Genomic DNA, 16,544 nt, shown 5'->3' with positions numbered 1-16,544 from the left:
AAGTCGTACTTTCTTTACTACAAAGTCGAAGATTTACTTGATTTGAATCAATAAAGAGACGCTCAATGCGTCTCTTTATTGTCGAATAAATGAAGGGAGTTCAGCGCTGGCTTAAGTCGCACTCGGATTGACTATTTTTTAAACTTAGCAAATTTGCTGGACTTAAACTTGCTTTGACCAGCCTGCTTTGGCGTGTGTGGTTTCAATGTCGCAATGCCAACTGTTGGGCTTTCCACCAGCTGAGTTAACAATTGCATCCACCTATCAAGTGCGACTTGGATTTTATCACGGCGATATAGCGCCGTTTTAAAGTAACAGCGACCATGATAAGCCTGCTCTTGCGCATCAATAAAAATTGCCGAGTCAAATTTACTTGACGTATCCACCGAAGCGACACCTTCCATTTCCAGCCCATCGATAGGCCAATCTGGTTTTGGCGTATTTTGCATAACGAAAAGCTGCTGGAATAACGGTGACAAGCCCGCTGTTCTTTGCACGCCTACCTCATTTATCACGCTATCTAGTGTAAGCAGCTGATTACTTTGAACATCCAATAGCGTTTGCTGAACCTGTTCACATAGCTGGGTGAACCCGACTGCGCCATTAAGACGAACTCGTAGCGGCAAGACACGGATAAAATATCCGATCAGAGGTTCAAGATCCGCATGTTCTCGACCTGATAGATCCGTACCTAATACTATATCTTGCTGCCCTGTTGTTTCAAACAGCCAAGCAGCATAACTTGCCAATAGCACGCTAAACACAGAGCATTTTTGTTGCTGCGCAAGTTGCTCAATGGCCTCTCGAGTTGTTGCCGCTATCTGAAAATCTATTACATCGCCTTGCGTATCGGTGCGCTCAGGACGTGGAGAATGTAACGGGATCACGCTTTGCGCTGGAGCATCTGCAAGCTTCGTACGCCAAAACTGAGCAACATCCTTTGCTTCTTGGCTTGCTAAACGCTGCTGTTGCCACTGTGCATAGTCACCATATTGCACTTGCAGTGGCGGCAGTTGGGCTTGGCGCTGCTCAATTTGCGCCAAATAAAACTCACCGACCTGATGTACCAAGTTCCCCATAGACCAACCATCACTCACTATGTGGTGCATATTAATGGTAAGTTGATGGTGCTCAGGTGCAATTTCCACCAACAACACACGCAATAACACATCCTCAGCTAAATTAAATGGTGTCACCTCAAAATGCTCACGGAGCTTCGCAGCTGCTGCAGTGTTTTGCGCTAAGTCATCATCAAGTTGAACATACTGCCACTGTAATTCATTGTCCTCACTATACACCGCGACCACGTCACCTTCTTGTTCAACAAAGCGATAACTAAACGTACTGTGGTAAGCCAGTAACTGCGTAAAAGCGCACTGTAAGCTGTGGGGTTCAAGTGCCCCAAAGAGATTAACACTCGTGGTGATGTTATACGCGGCTCGGTCTTTTGCTTCACTCAGTTTGTCAGTGACCCATAAACTGCGCTGCTCTGCTGATACCGGTATTTGCTGAGCGAATGGCTGCGCTTGTAAAGTAATACTGTGGTGATCATCTGTGCTTTGTCGCTGCGCTGTGATGTATTGAGCCAGCGCACTAAACTCACTATGCTCAAAAATATCTCTAACTTTCAACTGCAAGCCAAACGTTTGGTTGATTTGTGACGTTAATCGCATCGCTAAAATGGAGTCGCCACCGTCATAAAAGAACTGACTCTGCGGTGTTGCGTCAATACCAAGTAATGTTTTCCATATTACGCTAAGCTGGCGCGCCTGCGCGTTCATCTCTTGATGCTTAGTCTCCGCTTTGGGTAGCGCCGGCTTTGGCAACGCATTGACATCGACCTTACCATTGATGGTCAATGGCAATTGCGTCAATGTTAGCCAATGGGCAGGCTGCATATAATCGGGTAGCTGCTGCTGTGCACATGTTTGCAGCGCAGCCAGATCCACATTCTCACCGATCACATAGGCTATCAACTGTGCCCCTTGTTCTGTATGCTGTAGTCGCACCAATACGCTATTTATCTCCGCCATCGCCATGATGCGTTTTTCTATCTCAGCAAATTCAATCCGAGAGCGACGTATTTTTACCTGCTGATTTGCACGACCTTGATATACAAGCTGTCCTTGTTCATTAAAGCGCACCAAATCACCAGTACGATATAAACGCTCTCCTTTGTCACTAAATGGATTAGCAATAAATCGTTCAGCCGTAAGGTCAGCACGGCCAAAATAACCCTGCGCCAAAGTGCCTGCAATATATAGCTCACCGAATCCACCTTCGGGTACTAGGTTAAGTTCTTCCGTTAACACATAAGCATGACGATGCCCAACCACCGCCCCTATGGGCACATACAAGCTGTCTATCTCGACATTGTGATCATCTTCCCAGATAGTCGGTGTGATCACGGTTTCTGTCGCACCATAGGCATTAATAAAACGCGTCTGAGGCGCGCGCTTACGCCATTGCAATAACTCTTTTGTTGGCCAAGCTTCGTCTCTCACAATACATAAACGAACGCCGTCCAGATTGGGCAAATGCTGTAAATAAGTACGAGGTAAATCAACGATATTAATTTGATTCGCCACAACCAGCTCGCTGCATTGCTCCGGTAGTAATGCTTTACCATTCACCATGGTCAGCTTCGCACCGGCCAATAAGGGGACGAATACCTGCTCAAGCCCAGCGTCAAAAACCAAAGATGCAAATGCCAATGCGTGGTCTTCAGTACCATAATGATACGCATCAGCAATCGCCAAACAGTGACTTAATAATGCTTCTTGTGTTACCGCCACCCCTTTTGGCTTGCCTGTAGAGCCAGAAGTAAACACCAAATAAGCGAGCTGCTGAGGGTTAGGTGTTGGTCGTTGCAATAGCTGCTCACCCACCTCACTTATCAGACATTGAAGCGATATTTGCTGCATTGTACAGTGCGTTAGCGCGCGCTCTTGGTGCAGTACCAATTGTGGGCTACTTACTGCAAGTATGTCATTTAAACGCGATTCCGGTGATTCTACATCAAGCGGCACATAGACAGCACCTAGCTGCCAAATCGCAAGAATACAAGCCAGCGTATCCAGCTCTGTGCACATATAAAGCGCGACTCTCTGTTGACTGGTTACTCCTTGTAATTGCAAGCCAACTGCAATTTTTTCACTGCGTGCCAGTAGCGCTTGGTAACTTTGAAACTGTGTATCACAGAAGAGTCGAACACTGTCTTTATGTACTCTTGCCTGCTGATATAAACACGCTAATATGTCCTGCTGCTGCGCTGCACCATGGTATTTTGTTGCTCCCAGTTCAATCAGTGAAGCGGTTTGTGCATCATTTAGACCTGTAATATGCGCCACAGGTTGTGTAACTTGCTCTTGTAATTGCGACAATATCAATAAAAAGCGTGCGAGCAATTGTTCGGCTTCAGCATCACTCAAGGCAGCTCGCTGATAATCGAATGCGATGTCCAGCGTTTCTTGTTGCGAAATGGAAACCGTGAGTGGATAATCGGTTTCTTCTCGGCTGGCCAGTAACTCAAATTGTGTGGTAGCTTTATCTGCTTGCTGAAGCGCTTCAGCAATTGGATAGTTTTCAAATACCACGAGTGTGTCAAATAACCCACTTGGACAATCTATTCCCCCTTCTCGAGCCCATTTTTGCACCTCACTAAGAGGCGTATATTCATGCTCACGAGCCCGCAGACTTTGGCGCTGTAGTTGCTGTAACCATATTGCAACACTGACTTCAGGATTCACGGTCACAATGGTCGGTAGTGTATTAATAAATAAGCCAAGCATGCTGTCACTATGAGCAAGTTCTGGTGGCCTTCCTGACGTTACTGAGCCAAAGCACACGGCTTTGTGCCCTATGCTGGCTTTCAACACCAATGACCATGCAGCTTGAATTAAGGTGTTTACCGTAATTTGCTGACTGCGACAGAACGAGACAAGATGCTCGGTCTGCTCAGGCGCCATGACCCAACGGGTATGTCCCGCACCATTTTGCGACGTCTGTTGCGTGTTTTGTTGCGCAAACAAAGTACAAGGCTCATCTAATTGGCGCAGCTGTTGCTGCCAATAATCACGATTTTGAGTGTGATCTTGCGCCTGTAAAAAGCCAATATACTGCTCATACTGACCTGTCGCAGGCATTAACGTGTGGCCTTGATATACACTTAATAATTCACCCATCATGCGTGAGGCACTCCAACCATCAGTAAATAGGTGATGGTTTGTCCATATCACGCGGTGTTGGTGCGTATCTAGCTTGATGATAAGCACGCGGTTAAAACCTATGTCTTTATCTAGATCAAAGCCCAATAACACCTGCTGTTTTGCAAGTTGTTCAAGTTTTGCTTCTACGTCGCCTCCCTCAGAAGACCAATCCAGTACCGTTATGTCTGCCGCATGCGTATGTACTACAAACTGGTGCGCTGGGCTTTCTTTAGTGAGTAACCCCGTTCTCAGCACTTCATGGCGATCCGTAACATGCTGCCATGCTTCGCTAAACGCCACTACATCTAGGCCTGTAGCCGCAAACTGCATTTGGTTCACATACGCACTGTTGTCGCTATATTGAGCATGAAAAAGCATACCTTCTTGCATCGCAGAAAGCGGATACACTTTACTTATCTGTGTCGCGTCTAATTGTCTTAAGGTATCTTTTGGTAATTGGGCTAGCGGGACATCTGAGGCACTGAATGTTGCCGTTGTCGACGCACAGTGCGCCACTAACTCTTCCAAGCACTGCTGGAATAACTGAGTGAACGTCTCAATTGTCTCTCTACTCAATCGCGTAGCGACAAAACTGGTGCGTATTTGTAATTGCCCACCCAAGACTTGGGCTTGTATCGACAACTCACTTGCAACCGTTGCTGCATGGTTGGTATTCGCGCCACTGTCTTCACGCGCAGGCTGCCATATACCATCACTGCTAAAGTTATTGTCGAGTTGCCCAAGATAGTTAAACTCAATATCTGCCAGTTCTGGTGCGCTACTTGTAGGTTTCGCGCTGTTATATTTGAGAGCGCCATAGCCAATGCCTTTGTTTGGGATAGCACGCAGCATTTCTTTGGTCGCAAGAATCGTTTCTTGCCAGTTATCTTGGCGTGATAATTTCAGCGGGAACATCGCCGTAAACCACCCTATGGTGCGACTCAAATCAATAGATGGCTGCCAAGGTTCGCGACCATGCCCTTCTAGATGCAGCACATATTCATCCGCCCCTAACCAGCGGTAAAGTGCTTCACTCAGTGCACTTAACAATAAGTCGTTGACTTGCGTGCGGTATGGTCGGCTAGCTTGTGTCAGCAACTGCGTTGTGAGTGCTTGTGGACAATACAGCTCAACGGTAGCTAACTCAGTTTCTGCTGCACTGGCAGTTTTATCTTGATACGGCAACGGCAATCTGGCGGCGGTTTGTGTTTGCCAAAACTCAGCTTCATCAGCAAAGTGCGCATCGTATTGCTGCAAGGCTTCAGCCCACTTTTTGACACTGCTGGATTTAGCAATTGGCTGCCACGTCTTACCAGCAATAAGCTGCTCATACCCTGCTGCTAAATCATCCAGTAAAATTCGCCATGACACGCCATCAATCACCAAATGATGTACAACCAGTAAGACGCGGTAACTGCCATCTGCCACTTGCATCACCGCGACCCGCATCACTGGCCCATTTTGAATATCCAGACTACGTTGAATATCGTCTGCCAACGCGGTTATCTGGGCGTTTTCAACTTCATGTAATGTAAATATCTGCGCCAACATTGACGCACTATATTCAGTAAAAGATTGCTGCCAGTTGCCTTCACTATCGCGGCAAAAGCGCAGCCTTAAGGCGTCATGATGTTGCACTAATTGTGTGACCACTTGTTGTAGCGCTGAACAGTCTATCGTTTGCGATACATGCAGCATCACGGCTTGGTTATAGTGGTTTGGAGCGTGTCCGCGCTGCGCGAAAAAAGCCTGCTGAATAGGCAGCAGAGGGGCACTACCGGCAACATGCTCGACCTCACTGCTATTGACCTCTTCCAATCGAGTGGCCAAAGGTGCAATCGCCATAATAGTTTGCGCTTCAAAAACATCCGCTGGCTTGATTTCCCATCCAGCTTGTCGGCTTAGTGACACCATTTGCAGGCAAATAATAGAGTCACCACCTAAGGCAAAAAAGTTATCATCACGACCAACTTGCTCAACGCTAAATAACTTACACCAAATCTCAGCGATCAATGTTTCCACTTCACCAATACATGCTGTTATTTGTGTCTCCTGCGGTGATGCCGCTGGGGTTGGCAAGGCAGCTCTGTCGACCTTGCCATTGGCGTTAAGCGGTAGGCTGTCCAAAAGCATAAATACTGAAGGCACCATATATTCTGGCAGTATAGTTCGAGTATCTGCTTGAATATCATGTACATCACGGGTTGAACAAAGGTAGGCCAACAACCGGGTTGACTCTGCGTGTTGCTGTGCAATCACAGCAACATCATTGACGCCTTCGATTGCACGTAACTTAAGCTCAACCTCTTCAACTTCAACACGGAAGCCGCGAATTTTAACTTGGTTGTCTACTCGACCGATAAACTCAAGTTGCGCTTGAGCATTCCATCTCACTAAATCACCGGTGCGATATAGACGTTGACCACTATCGCTAAACGGATCAGCGACAAAGCTCGCCGCAGTTTGTCCTGGGCGTCTTAAATAACCTTGCGCTAAAATTTCACCACCAACATACAACTCGCCAACCTGCCCATGTGGCAACAGATTGAGCTGTTCATCTAGCACATACAGTTGCCGTTCAGCAATCGCGCTACCTATGGGAACAGAGTTGATACGCTCAACATCCAGTGCACTACAGTCAAAAATAGCCGCTTCAACTACGATTTCTGTCGGGCCATAAGTATTGACCAACTTCACCTTTTCAAGCCCTGCTGCTCGCCATGCACTAATGGCCTGTTTTGACATGGCTTCACCGCCTGAGTGCACTTGCCTAAGCGCGGGTAATTGCCATTGATGCTTTGGCATTAAATACGACCAATCTTCGGCAATTTGTCGCCAATAGGCCGCACTTAAGTCCATCACACTAATACTGTGCTTGCTGGCTTGCTCATACAGGGTTTGCGCGTCCCACAACGTGTCATCTCGCATCACTAAAGCGGCACCGACAACCAAAGTAGGAAAAACTTGCTCTACAAACGCATCAAAATTTGCTGTTGCAAACTGTAATACGACATCATGTTGGGTAAGCGAAATGAAATCCGCTGCGGTAAAAATATAACGGCTCAGCGCCCCATGTGGCACCGCCACCCCTTTGGCTTTTCCTGTCGAGCCTGAGGTATAATTTAGATACGCAATATGCTCAGGATGTACAGCAAGCGCGGCGTCTTGCTGGCACCAAACAGATAAGTCTGGGCATATTAATTCAGCCTCTGCAATCACCGCGCATGAAGACGCAGGCAATTGCTCACCGACGATGAGCGCACACTGACTATCTTCTATCATGTGCGTGAGCTTGTCTTGTGGCAACTTAGGATCAAGGGGTAAATACGCCACACCTGATTTAAAGCACGCCAACAAGCTAGCAATCAAATATGGGGTACGTGGCAAGGCAATACCAACCACCTCTCCCTCTTTGACATGATGACGTTGCAGTTGTGCCGCAATATAATTACTGTGCGCCTCTAACCATTGATAATCAAAGTGGTGGTCTTGGAAGATAAGCGCAGTGTCCGTCGGTGAACTAAGCGCTTGCTGGCGAACTAACTCATGCGTTAATCGCGTTTCTGGTGCGAGTTGCTTTCCTTTACTCGCGCGGCTTTCAGGAAGATACGCAGGCTGGTTTTCGTAGGCGACATCAAGCCAATTCCCGATTTTTTCAGCATCATGCCCAAGTGCCAGTGTCAGTAGTTGGCAAAACTCTCGTTGCAGCACTTCAATGTATGGTGTATCAAACTGTGCGCAATCGTATTCTATCTCACAGATAACACTCGTTTCACTGGTTTGTGCCGATAGCGCAATCGCAAATTTACTCTGCATACTGCCACCTGCTACTGGAGCGAGTGAGAAATCTCCAAAGTCGAGCTGCCCTTGTAATTGCGGCTGACAATCAAACCCAACTTGAAAAAAGCCACCTTGGCGCAGATCGCCGCGATGCTCAGGTAACACCGACAACACGTATTCAAACGGTACATCACTGTATTGTGTACAAGTCAGTGCATGACGCTGTATTTGTTTTACCGTTTCTATAAAGGAGCGTCCACAATGCGCTTCGCAGCGATAAGCCTGTGTGGTGATAAAGCAGCCAACAATATCTTGCACCTGCTCCTCTGAGCGACCCGCATTTGGCACGCCCACTACAAACTGCTCATTACCATGATGACGCGATAGCAATAGCTGCCATATTGCCAATAAAGAGGCAAATGGAGTAACCTGATTGCGCTTGCAAAAGTCGCCAAGACTGGCACATAAAGGCGCTGAAAGCGTAAACTGCTGACGCCCACCTACCGACTTCAACTTAGTGGTGGTTGTGTGCTGCTGATGCAACCGCAAGGGTTGTCGCGGCGCTTCAAGGTATTGCTGCCAAAATGCCACCGCAGGATGCTGTTGTGATAACGCGTGACGCTGCCAATGTGCAAAGTCAAGGTAGCGCAGCGCTGGCATTGAGAGTGCCAGCCCCCGATACGCACTTTTTAAATCCGCTAAAATCAGATTATTAGACCACCCATCTGACACGAGGTGATGATAGCTCAGCGCTAATATTTGCTTTTGTTCAGCACAGGTGATGAGCTGTGCTTTGAGTTGTGGTGCCTGTGATAAGTCTTTTGCTGCTAACAGCCACTGATTTAATGCTTCGCTAGCAAGATAGTCGGTCCTTGTCATATCACTATGTACTTGCGCTAAAGAAAAGCTGACCTCATCAAGCTCGACCTGTGCAGGTGTATCATCAGTGGTGACAAATTGTGTTCTAAATATTCCGTGATTGGCAATAACAGCTTGCAGTGCTTGCTCTAGCTTACTTGGCTCAATCTGACCCGTTACTGAAAAAACCACAGGCATCAGATAACTGGTGTTTGACTCATCAAGTGCTTGCAGTGTCCATAGTTGCTGCTGTAAGTATGACAAAGGGGCGGCATTGCCGGATGTACGAGGGATCCCATCAGAGGGAGCCTGCTCCAGTAGTAAACTCAATATATCACTATCAATATCCGCTAAAAAATCATCTTGCATATTTACACCATGCCTATCTTTAAAGTTGACACCGCGAGGCGGCCAAAGTATCAGTAAGACGGTACAAAGCAGTTGAAATTTACTTTTTTGTCATAAAAGCCAAGCGCTAGGCTTGGCTTTTACTGTTGTGCTATAGCAGGTATTACTTAGCTTTAAATTTAGCAAACTTATTTGACTTGGGTTTATGTCCACTGACAGCCAAAAGTGTTCGATAGTGCTCGCTGATGGCCATATCTGGGTGAGCAATCAATGACAACAATAATGTGCGCCACTGCTGCAACCACAGACGCATCGCTGACCCGTCATACAATGCTTTTCTATAAAGCCAAGTACATTCAATCTCATCATTAGGGGTGACAAATAATGCATTCGCAAACTTACTATACTTGGGTAAGTCGATCACCGCAGGCGTAAACGACACGCCTTGTGCTTGCCAGCTCGCTTTGGGTGCGTTTTGCATCACAAATAACTGCTGTAAAATTGGCGCATTAAACTGATCCCGAGGTGGATTTACCTGTTTAATGATTTCATCCAAACTCAGTAATTGATGCTCCATCGTCGTTGCAAGTGTATGGTGCACAGTTTTTACCGCGTTCGCCATTGAGGTCGCTGTTGATAGCTGTGTTCTAACTGGCAGCACTTTCACAAAATAACCAATGATTTTTTCTAACTCAGGGATCTCTCTGCCCGCTAAGTCGGTCCCTACCACTAAATCTTGCTGTTTAGTTACGTACTGCAAAAACAGTAAATAAGCGGTCATCATGACTGAATTTAGCGAGACATGCTGTGATTGTGCAAATTGCCGTAATTGCTGGCTTTGCGCTTCAGAGAACACCAAGCTTAGCTCTGCTCCAACATCACTGGATTGCTCTGACAGTGGTTTGTGTGCAGGAAATAATGACAAAGTCGGAGCATCACGTAATGTATTACGCCAATAACTTTGCTGCGTTTTTGCTTCCTCACTCTGTAAGCGCTGCTGTTGCCAATGTGCAAAGTCGGCATACTCAAATGCCAGTTCAGCATCCTTGTCTTGATGGCTATCACCATACAAATTGCTCAAAGACTCAATGAAGATCGCAATCGACCAACCATCTGAAATAATATGGTGCATATTAACTAACAAGCGCAGGTGTTTTGGTGCAAGCCAAACCGCGTCCACTTTCACAAGTGGGGGGGCGGCCAAGTCAAATTGATGTAACGACAACTGCTGTTGCTGATGTGCCAGCGCTTTGGCTTTAGCCTCATCATCTAAGGCACTGAAATCGAACTCTTCGATGACGATGCGTGTGTGCGCCGCGGCGTTCAGCCTAATTTCACCATCCACTTCAGCAAACCACGTACGTAGTGCAGATTGTTGCTCAACAAGCTTATCTAATGCCAGCTGCAGCTTTGTTACCTCAAGTTCGCCGTGCAGATCCACCCCTCCGAACATGTTGTAACTCATCGCTTCGCCTTTATTCAACGCCAACTGGTGTGCAACCCACAGGCTTCTTTGTCCAGGGGATGCCAAAGCAGGTATATTTTGCGGCCTTTTTTCCAGTGGCAGTATCGTACTCTGCGGCTGATTAATCGCGTCAGCAAATTGCTCCAGCACCGGATTCAGCAATAAGGTCTTAAGCGGTACAGCATAGCCAAGCGCTTTACCCAAAGCAGCGATAAACCGCAAAGCGATAATAGAATCGCCACCGAGTTTAAAGAAGCTATCGTGGCGACTTATCTGCTCAAGGCCAAGCTGCGCTTGCCAAAGTGTGGCTATCAGCTGTTCCATTTTCCCCTCTGGAGCAATATAGTCGCGGGTTACTTGGAGGCTGGCTTTAGGTAACGCGGTTTTATCTACCTTGCCATTGACGGTTAGCGGGATGCTGTCTAAGGCGATAATATGCGCAGGGAGCATATATTGGGGTAAATGCTTTTCGAGATGGCTAAGCGCCGCAGGCACATCAATTTCGCTTGCAACCACATAGCCAATGATCCGAGAGTGGGTCGCCCCTTCCTCTACTATCGCCACCGCCTCGTCAACGTTTGGTAGCGTGCATAGCTGGGCTTCAATTTCTGCCAGCTCAATACGATAGCCTCGAATTTTCACTTGGTTGTCACTGCGACCAAGGTAAAGCAAAGTGCCATCGGCCTCATAACGCACTATATCGCCTGTCCGATAGAGCCGACTACCGTCGTCACTAAAAGGGTTGGCAATAAAACGCTCTGCGGTTAAGTCAGCACGACCTAGATAACCTTGTGCCAAGCCAGCGCCAGCAATGTATAACTCGCCAACCGCATTCGCAGGGCAATAGTTAAGATATTCATCTAAAACAAACAGCGCGGTATTGTTCAGTGCGTTAGAAATAGGTTGCACCGTATGCGCGGCACAGGATTGTGGGGTCACTAAAAATGCGGAGCACCCCACCACTGTTTCCGTTGGCCCATACTCGTTAATAAAGCGACTATTGATTAGATGACGTTGCAACTTCGCCACTGTCCCCGACATCAGTTTATCTCCACCGATAACAAAGCAATGATGCAGCGAAGAAGTGATATGACGACCTAAGCTCAGCAACCCATCAAGGTGTGCGGGAGTGAGTTTAAACAATGTATTGTCTGTTGCCTGTTGAATACACTCTGCAACTTGCTCCAGCAGTCCGTCATCTTGCGCAATCATATCAACACGTTTACCTGCATAAATAGGTACTAGTAAACTGGTGATTGTGGCATCAAATGACAACGTTGAACTGACCACGGATCGTGAGCATGTTGCCATGTAGCGCTCGCTGGTATCGGCTAAGTAATTATTTAGTCCGACAAAGGTCACCGCCACCCCTTTTGGCAGCCCAGTTGAGCCTGATGTATAAAGTACATAAGCCAGTTGTTTACTATGACGTAATGGCGGCGTTAATGGCGCAGGCGTTTGTGCCATTAACTGTTGATACGGCACCTGCTCACATTGTATCGCTAGCGTCGTTTCAAGATCCGAAATAACCAATGCAACTTCACTGTTCTCTATCAAATACCGTTGTCGCGATTCAGGAAGTGAGGCATCAATAGGAACATATGCCATGCCCGCTTTTAGCACACCAAAAATACTTACCAGTGCGGTAATATCGCGCGACATTCGCAGACCCACACGGCGCTGTGCAAGTATTCCTTTACTCTGTAGTATTGCAGCCACTTTATCGCTAAGCTGCACCAGTTCACCATAAGTCAGTACACCGGATTTACCTACTACAGCCACCTGCTCAGGCTGTTGTTCACCATAGTATTGTAACTGTGCGAGCAGATCCTCGCCCGGTTGAGTCGACTCACCGATGGGCAAACGGCTTGCTGTATCACTTTGCCACAAACTTGCTTGTGTAATTGGCGTCGTCGAACATGAAGTCAGGTGGTTGAGTGCGGTAAAAAATGCTCTCTGGAACTGCGCGATAAATGACTCTTGATAAAGCTCTTCTGCAAAATAAAAGTGGCACTGAACCTCCTCATTTTGTACATCGATCACATCCAAATGTAAGTCAAAAGGCATGGTAAATCGATGAGCCTGTGCATGGCTGAGCGTCGCGTCGCGTAACTGTTTGGCGCGCTGCTTATCACGACGCAGATAGTTGAACATAACTTGAAAGATAGGGTGGGTGCCGTTCACTCGTTCAACCGCCAGTGCATCGATGAGCTGCTCAAAGGGTAAATCTTGGTTAGACTGCGCAAAATGGTGATGCTGCTTAGCTTGCGTTATGAGTGTCGAAAAACTATCGTGTTCAGTAACACGTAGCGCACTCACTTGCGTATTCACAAAAAAGCCTATTACCCCTAAGGTCTCTGCTATATGACGATTTGCCACGGGGACACCGACCAAGACATCTCGTTGACCACAAAAGCGCTGTAGTGTCATTTGAAAAACGGTCAGCATCACCAAGTAAGGCGTGGTGCCAAAGCGCTCAGCGGTACTACTCACCACCTGCACTATGTTCTCTGTCAATGTGGCGCTATGCGTCGCCATCGTATAAGTCTCAAGACGCCTTGCTGACTCCGCAGCTGGCAACGTAATGGCCTCTATTTGTGTCGGTAGCTGCGTTACCCAATTGCGCTTTTGCTGCGCGAGCTTTGTACTGTTGTCTTGTGTCGCTTGCCAGCGGGCATAATCGATAAAGTCGACTTGTTTTTGTGTCGCAGGCACTTTTCCAAGCGTATATGTTTGGTAAACATCCACAAACTCATCAAATAAAATTTGCATCGAAGTGCCATCAGTGATGATGTGGTGCATCACAATCAGCAATTCACAGCGGTTGTCGTGATTCACCAATACTACCCGCAATAGCGGCTCTGATAATAGATCGAATGGACGCATTGCATGGCTTAACTTATCAGCTGGTTGATTGGCATTTGTTTGTGCCATTGAGACCACTGAAAATTCAAAGTTAAGTTGTGGATTTTGCTGCTGATACACCCCAGTTTCGGTTTCGCAGAACTGGATCTGTAGTGCTCCATGGCGTCCCTGCAACACGTCAAAACTGCGTTTGACCAACTCCGCATCTAATTGTCCATCAAAATATAAAGAGCCAGCTAAATTATAGGCTTTATCATGCGGAGCAACTTTCCAAGCATACCAAAGGCGCTGCTGAGCCGCAGTCAAGGGAGCTTGTTCTTGTATCTCTGAGCGACTTAACAAGCTAACCTGAGCCGCATTTGCTCTTTGTTTTATTAGGTCATTTAGCTGTTGGGTTGATGTCGAGTGTAGCCGTGATTTTCGTTGGCGCTTTCTCGTTGGTGCTTCCACTTTCTTGTCTCCAGTTTAGGACAATGCAACTGCCATTTTTACTTGGCAAATAGACGAGTGAAAAAATGAAAAAAACAGTCGCAAATAAAAATGATTCCTTTTACTAAATTTTTGTTTCGATTTTTCGTCCTACGGGTGCGCGCTAGCTAAAAGTGCGCTTTATATCAATTTGCTTAATAAACTATTAAGTCAAAATGGCATAACTGGCCAAAATAACAAAATCAGGAATGAAAAAACCCATGCGAAGCAAAGCTCATCAATCAGCAGCATTATCTCTTATGCTGTCACTGATATACTTCTCACCTACTACTTTAGCCAACACGCAGAACAGCACCAAAAACATCGAACGGATTGATGTGGTTGGTCAACCAATTAAACGTAACTCAGGCCCAACAGGTTTGGACCTTACCATTAAAGAAACTCCACAGTCTGTCACGGTATTAAGCCATGACTTTATCGACGATTTTGAGCTTGATGATCTGGAAGATGTCTTAGTTCAAGCAACTGGTATTTCTCGATATAAGTTTGGTGCCGGTGATAATACCGAATTTACCTCTCGCGGTTATCTTATCAATGCCTTGGTAAAGGATGGCTTACCAACCTCTATTGCAGGCCCTCAAGAAAGCCGTTTGGATACCATTGTTTATGACCGCGTAGAAGTACTAAGAGGTGCTGCAGGCTTAATGGCTGGAGCAGGACAGCCATCCGCGACCTTAAATGTGATCACTAAACAACCCGACAGAGATGGTTTTGTTGAAGTCGGTGCTGAGGTTGGCTCTTGGAATAAAGTGCGCTCGCATCTTGATGCAACTGGTGCGTTAACAGATGATAAAGCGCTTGCTGGCCGCCTTATTCTTGCTTATGAAGATAAAGACAGCTTTGTAGACAAAGAAAATAGCAACAAAATCGTTGCTTACACTCAGCTACACCATTATTTTTCTGATGATACTGAAGCGTCATTCACCGTACATTACCAAGATAGTGAACTAAAGCTGTCACCTTGGGGACTACCTATTTTTTATTCTGATGGCTCATCGGTGGAAATTGACAAAAAAACCAATCTATCTTCACCGGATAGCTTCAATGGCAATACTCATCAAAGTTACCACTTTAAATTATCGCATCAGCTCAACTTAGACTGGGCGCTTAACTTTGGTGCGCAGTACAGCAAAACAGAAGCTGATATTACCATGACCTACTTTAGTGGTAACCCTGACAAGCAAACAGGGTTGGGCTTACAAGGTGGTGATCGTCGCTGGGTAGAAACAGTAGATGGTACCAACTTTATTTTAGGTTTAGTGGGCCGCTTTGAGCTATTCGACCGCTCGCATCAGGTCAATGTGACTTATCTCAATGCTGACTTCGACTCAACAGATGATCGTTATGAAGAGTTAGACGCAAACAACCGCACTATTTATTATCCACTTCAGTCAATTAATAACCGCCACCCAGCTTCACACTTGACCACAACAGACAAGCAATTTATTGGTTATTGGGATAAATCAACAAAAGAACAAAGCTTGGCTATCAGCAGTAAGTTGGTCCTGACTGATGATCTACATGCAATCGCAGGTATCAAGTTCTTCGATTATGAACGCACCAATGAGCGTGACTTTGCGTGGAGCGGCTTCTCTAGCGATAAAGGAGATGAAAGTGGTGAAAGCTTATACCTAGGCTTTGTGTATGACATCAACGAACAAGTCAGTACATATGTTAGTTACACAGATGCTTATGAACCTCAGCTAGACAAAGTTGACGTAAACTTAAAGCAACTTGATCCAATCACCGCACGCAATATCGAAGTAGGCGTGAAAACGAATCTACTTGATGACCGTTTACGCCTAAACGTGGCTTATTTTGATAGCTTAAAAGAAGACTTTGGTGTCGTTATTCCTGAATATGCGGATCAAAGACCGGCAAGATATCGTCCTGTTGATGGCGCAGAAGCAGATGGCTTTGAAATCGAACTAAATGCGGATATTACTGATAACTGGCAAGTTAACCTTGGCTACAGTGATTTTGATGTCGTTGACGAAAACGGCGAAGACATTAACCTATATGCACCAAGACAAACACTCAATGTCAGCACTAAGTATACATATGAAGCTTGGAGCTTTGGCTTAAACGCGACATGGGATACCGACAGAAAAGTAGACATTCTTAACGTACCGGGTGTTGACCTTGGCCTTCCAGCAGGTGGTCGTCGTGGTGCTGTGCGTGCAGAGCAAGACAGCCAGACCTTGCTCAATGCTCATATTAAGTATGATTACTCAAAACAGCTTAGCTTTAAACTTAATGTCAGTAACTTAACTGATGAAAGCTTCTACGATACTTACGGCTTCGTACCGAAGAAATATAGTGAACCTCGCGCGTATAACTTCAGCGTAAAATACCGCTTTTAATATCGGTTGACCAAAAAAGGGGCTAACAGCCTAATGCTGACCAGTTAAGAAGTTGATCGGTTGACCGATCAAAATGATCATGCACAATCCGTAGCTAGGCAACTAACTACGGATTTTTTGTGAATATAGAACAAGCTCTTCATTCAGCTTTTGAAGAAAGCACGCGTT

3 protein-coding genes are annotated in these 16,544 nt (G+C 46.3%); 1 reads left to right on the top strand and 2 read right to left on the bottom strand.

Annotated elements, in window-relative coordinates:
* Nucleotides 1–131: 131 nt before the first annotated feature.
* Together F9Y84_RS13205 and F9Y84_RS13200 are read right to left on the bottom strand one after the other, a co-directional pair.
* Nucleotides 132–9,215 (bottom strand): non-ribosomal peptide synthetase, encoded by a 9,084-nt coding sequence (locus tag F9Y84_RS13205; protein ID WP_147390565.1) that lies wholly within the window; start codon nt 9,213–9,215, stop codon nt 132–134.
* A 142-nt stretch (nt 9,216–9,357) separates the two neighbouring features.
* Nucleotides 9,358–13,974, bottom strand: a complete 4,617-nt coding sequence (locus F9Y84_RS13200; protein ID WP_147390564.1) for a non-ribosomal peptide synthetase — start codon at nt 13,972–13,974, stop codon at nt 9,358–9,360.
* Nucleotides 13,975–14,213: 239 nt separating this feature from the next.
* Between F9Y84_RS13200 and F9Y84_RS13195 the strand changes: the two genes are divergently transcribed.
* Nucleotides 14,214–16,376 carry a TonB-dependent siderophore receptor gene (locus tag F9Y84_RS13195; RefSeq protein ID WP_147390563.1) on the top strand — a complete coding sequence of 721 codons (2,163 nt, stop codon included), beginning with the start codon at nt 14,214–14,216 and terminating at the stop codon, nt 16,374–16,376.
* Nucleotides 16,377–16,544 lie beyond the last annotated feature (168 nt).

Source organism: Pseudoalteromonas peptidolytica (genome assembly GCF_012641745.1).
Classification (GTDB): Bacteria; Pseudomonadota; Gammaproteobacteria; order Enterobacterales; family Alteromonadaceae; genus Pseudoalteromonas; species Pseudoalteromonas peptidolytica.
The sequence above is the reverse complement of the archived record's forward strand: the minus strand, read 5'-3'. Positions and strand labels throughout refer to the sequence as shown.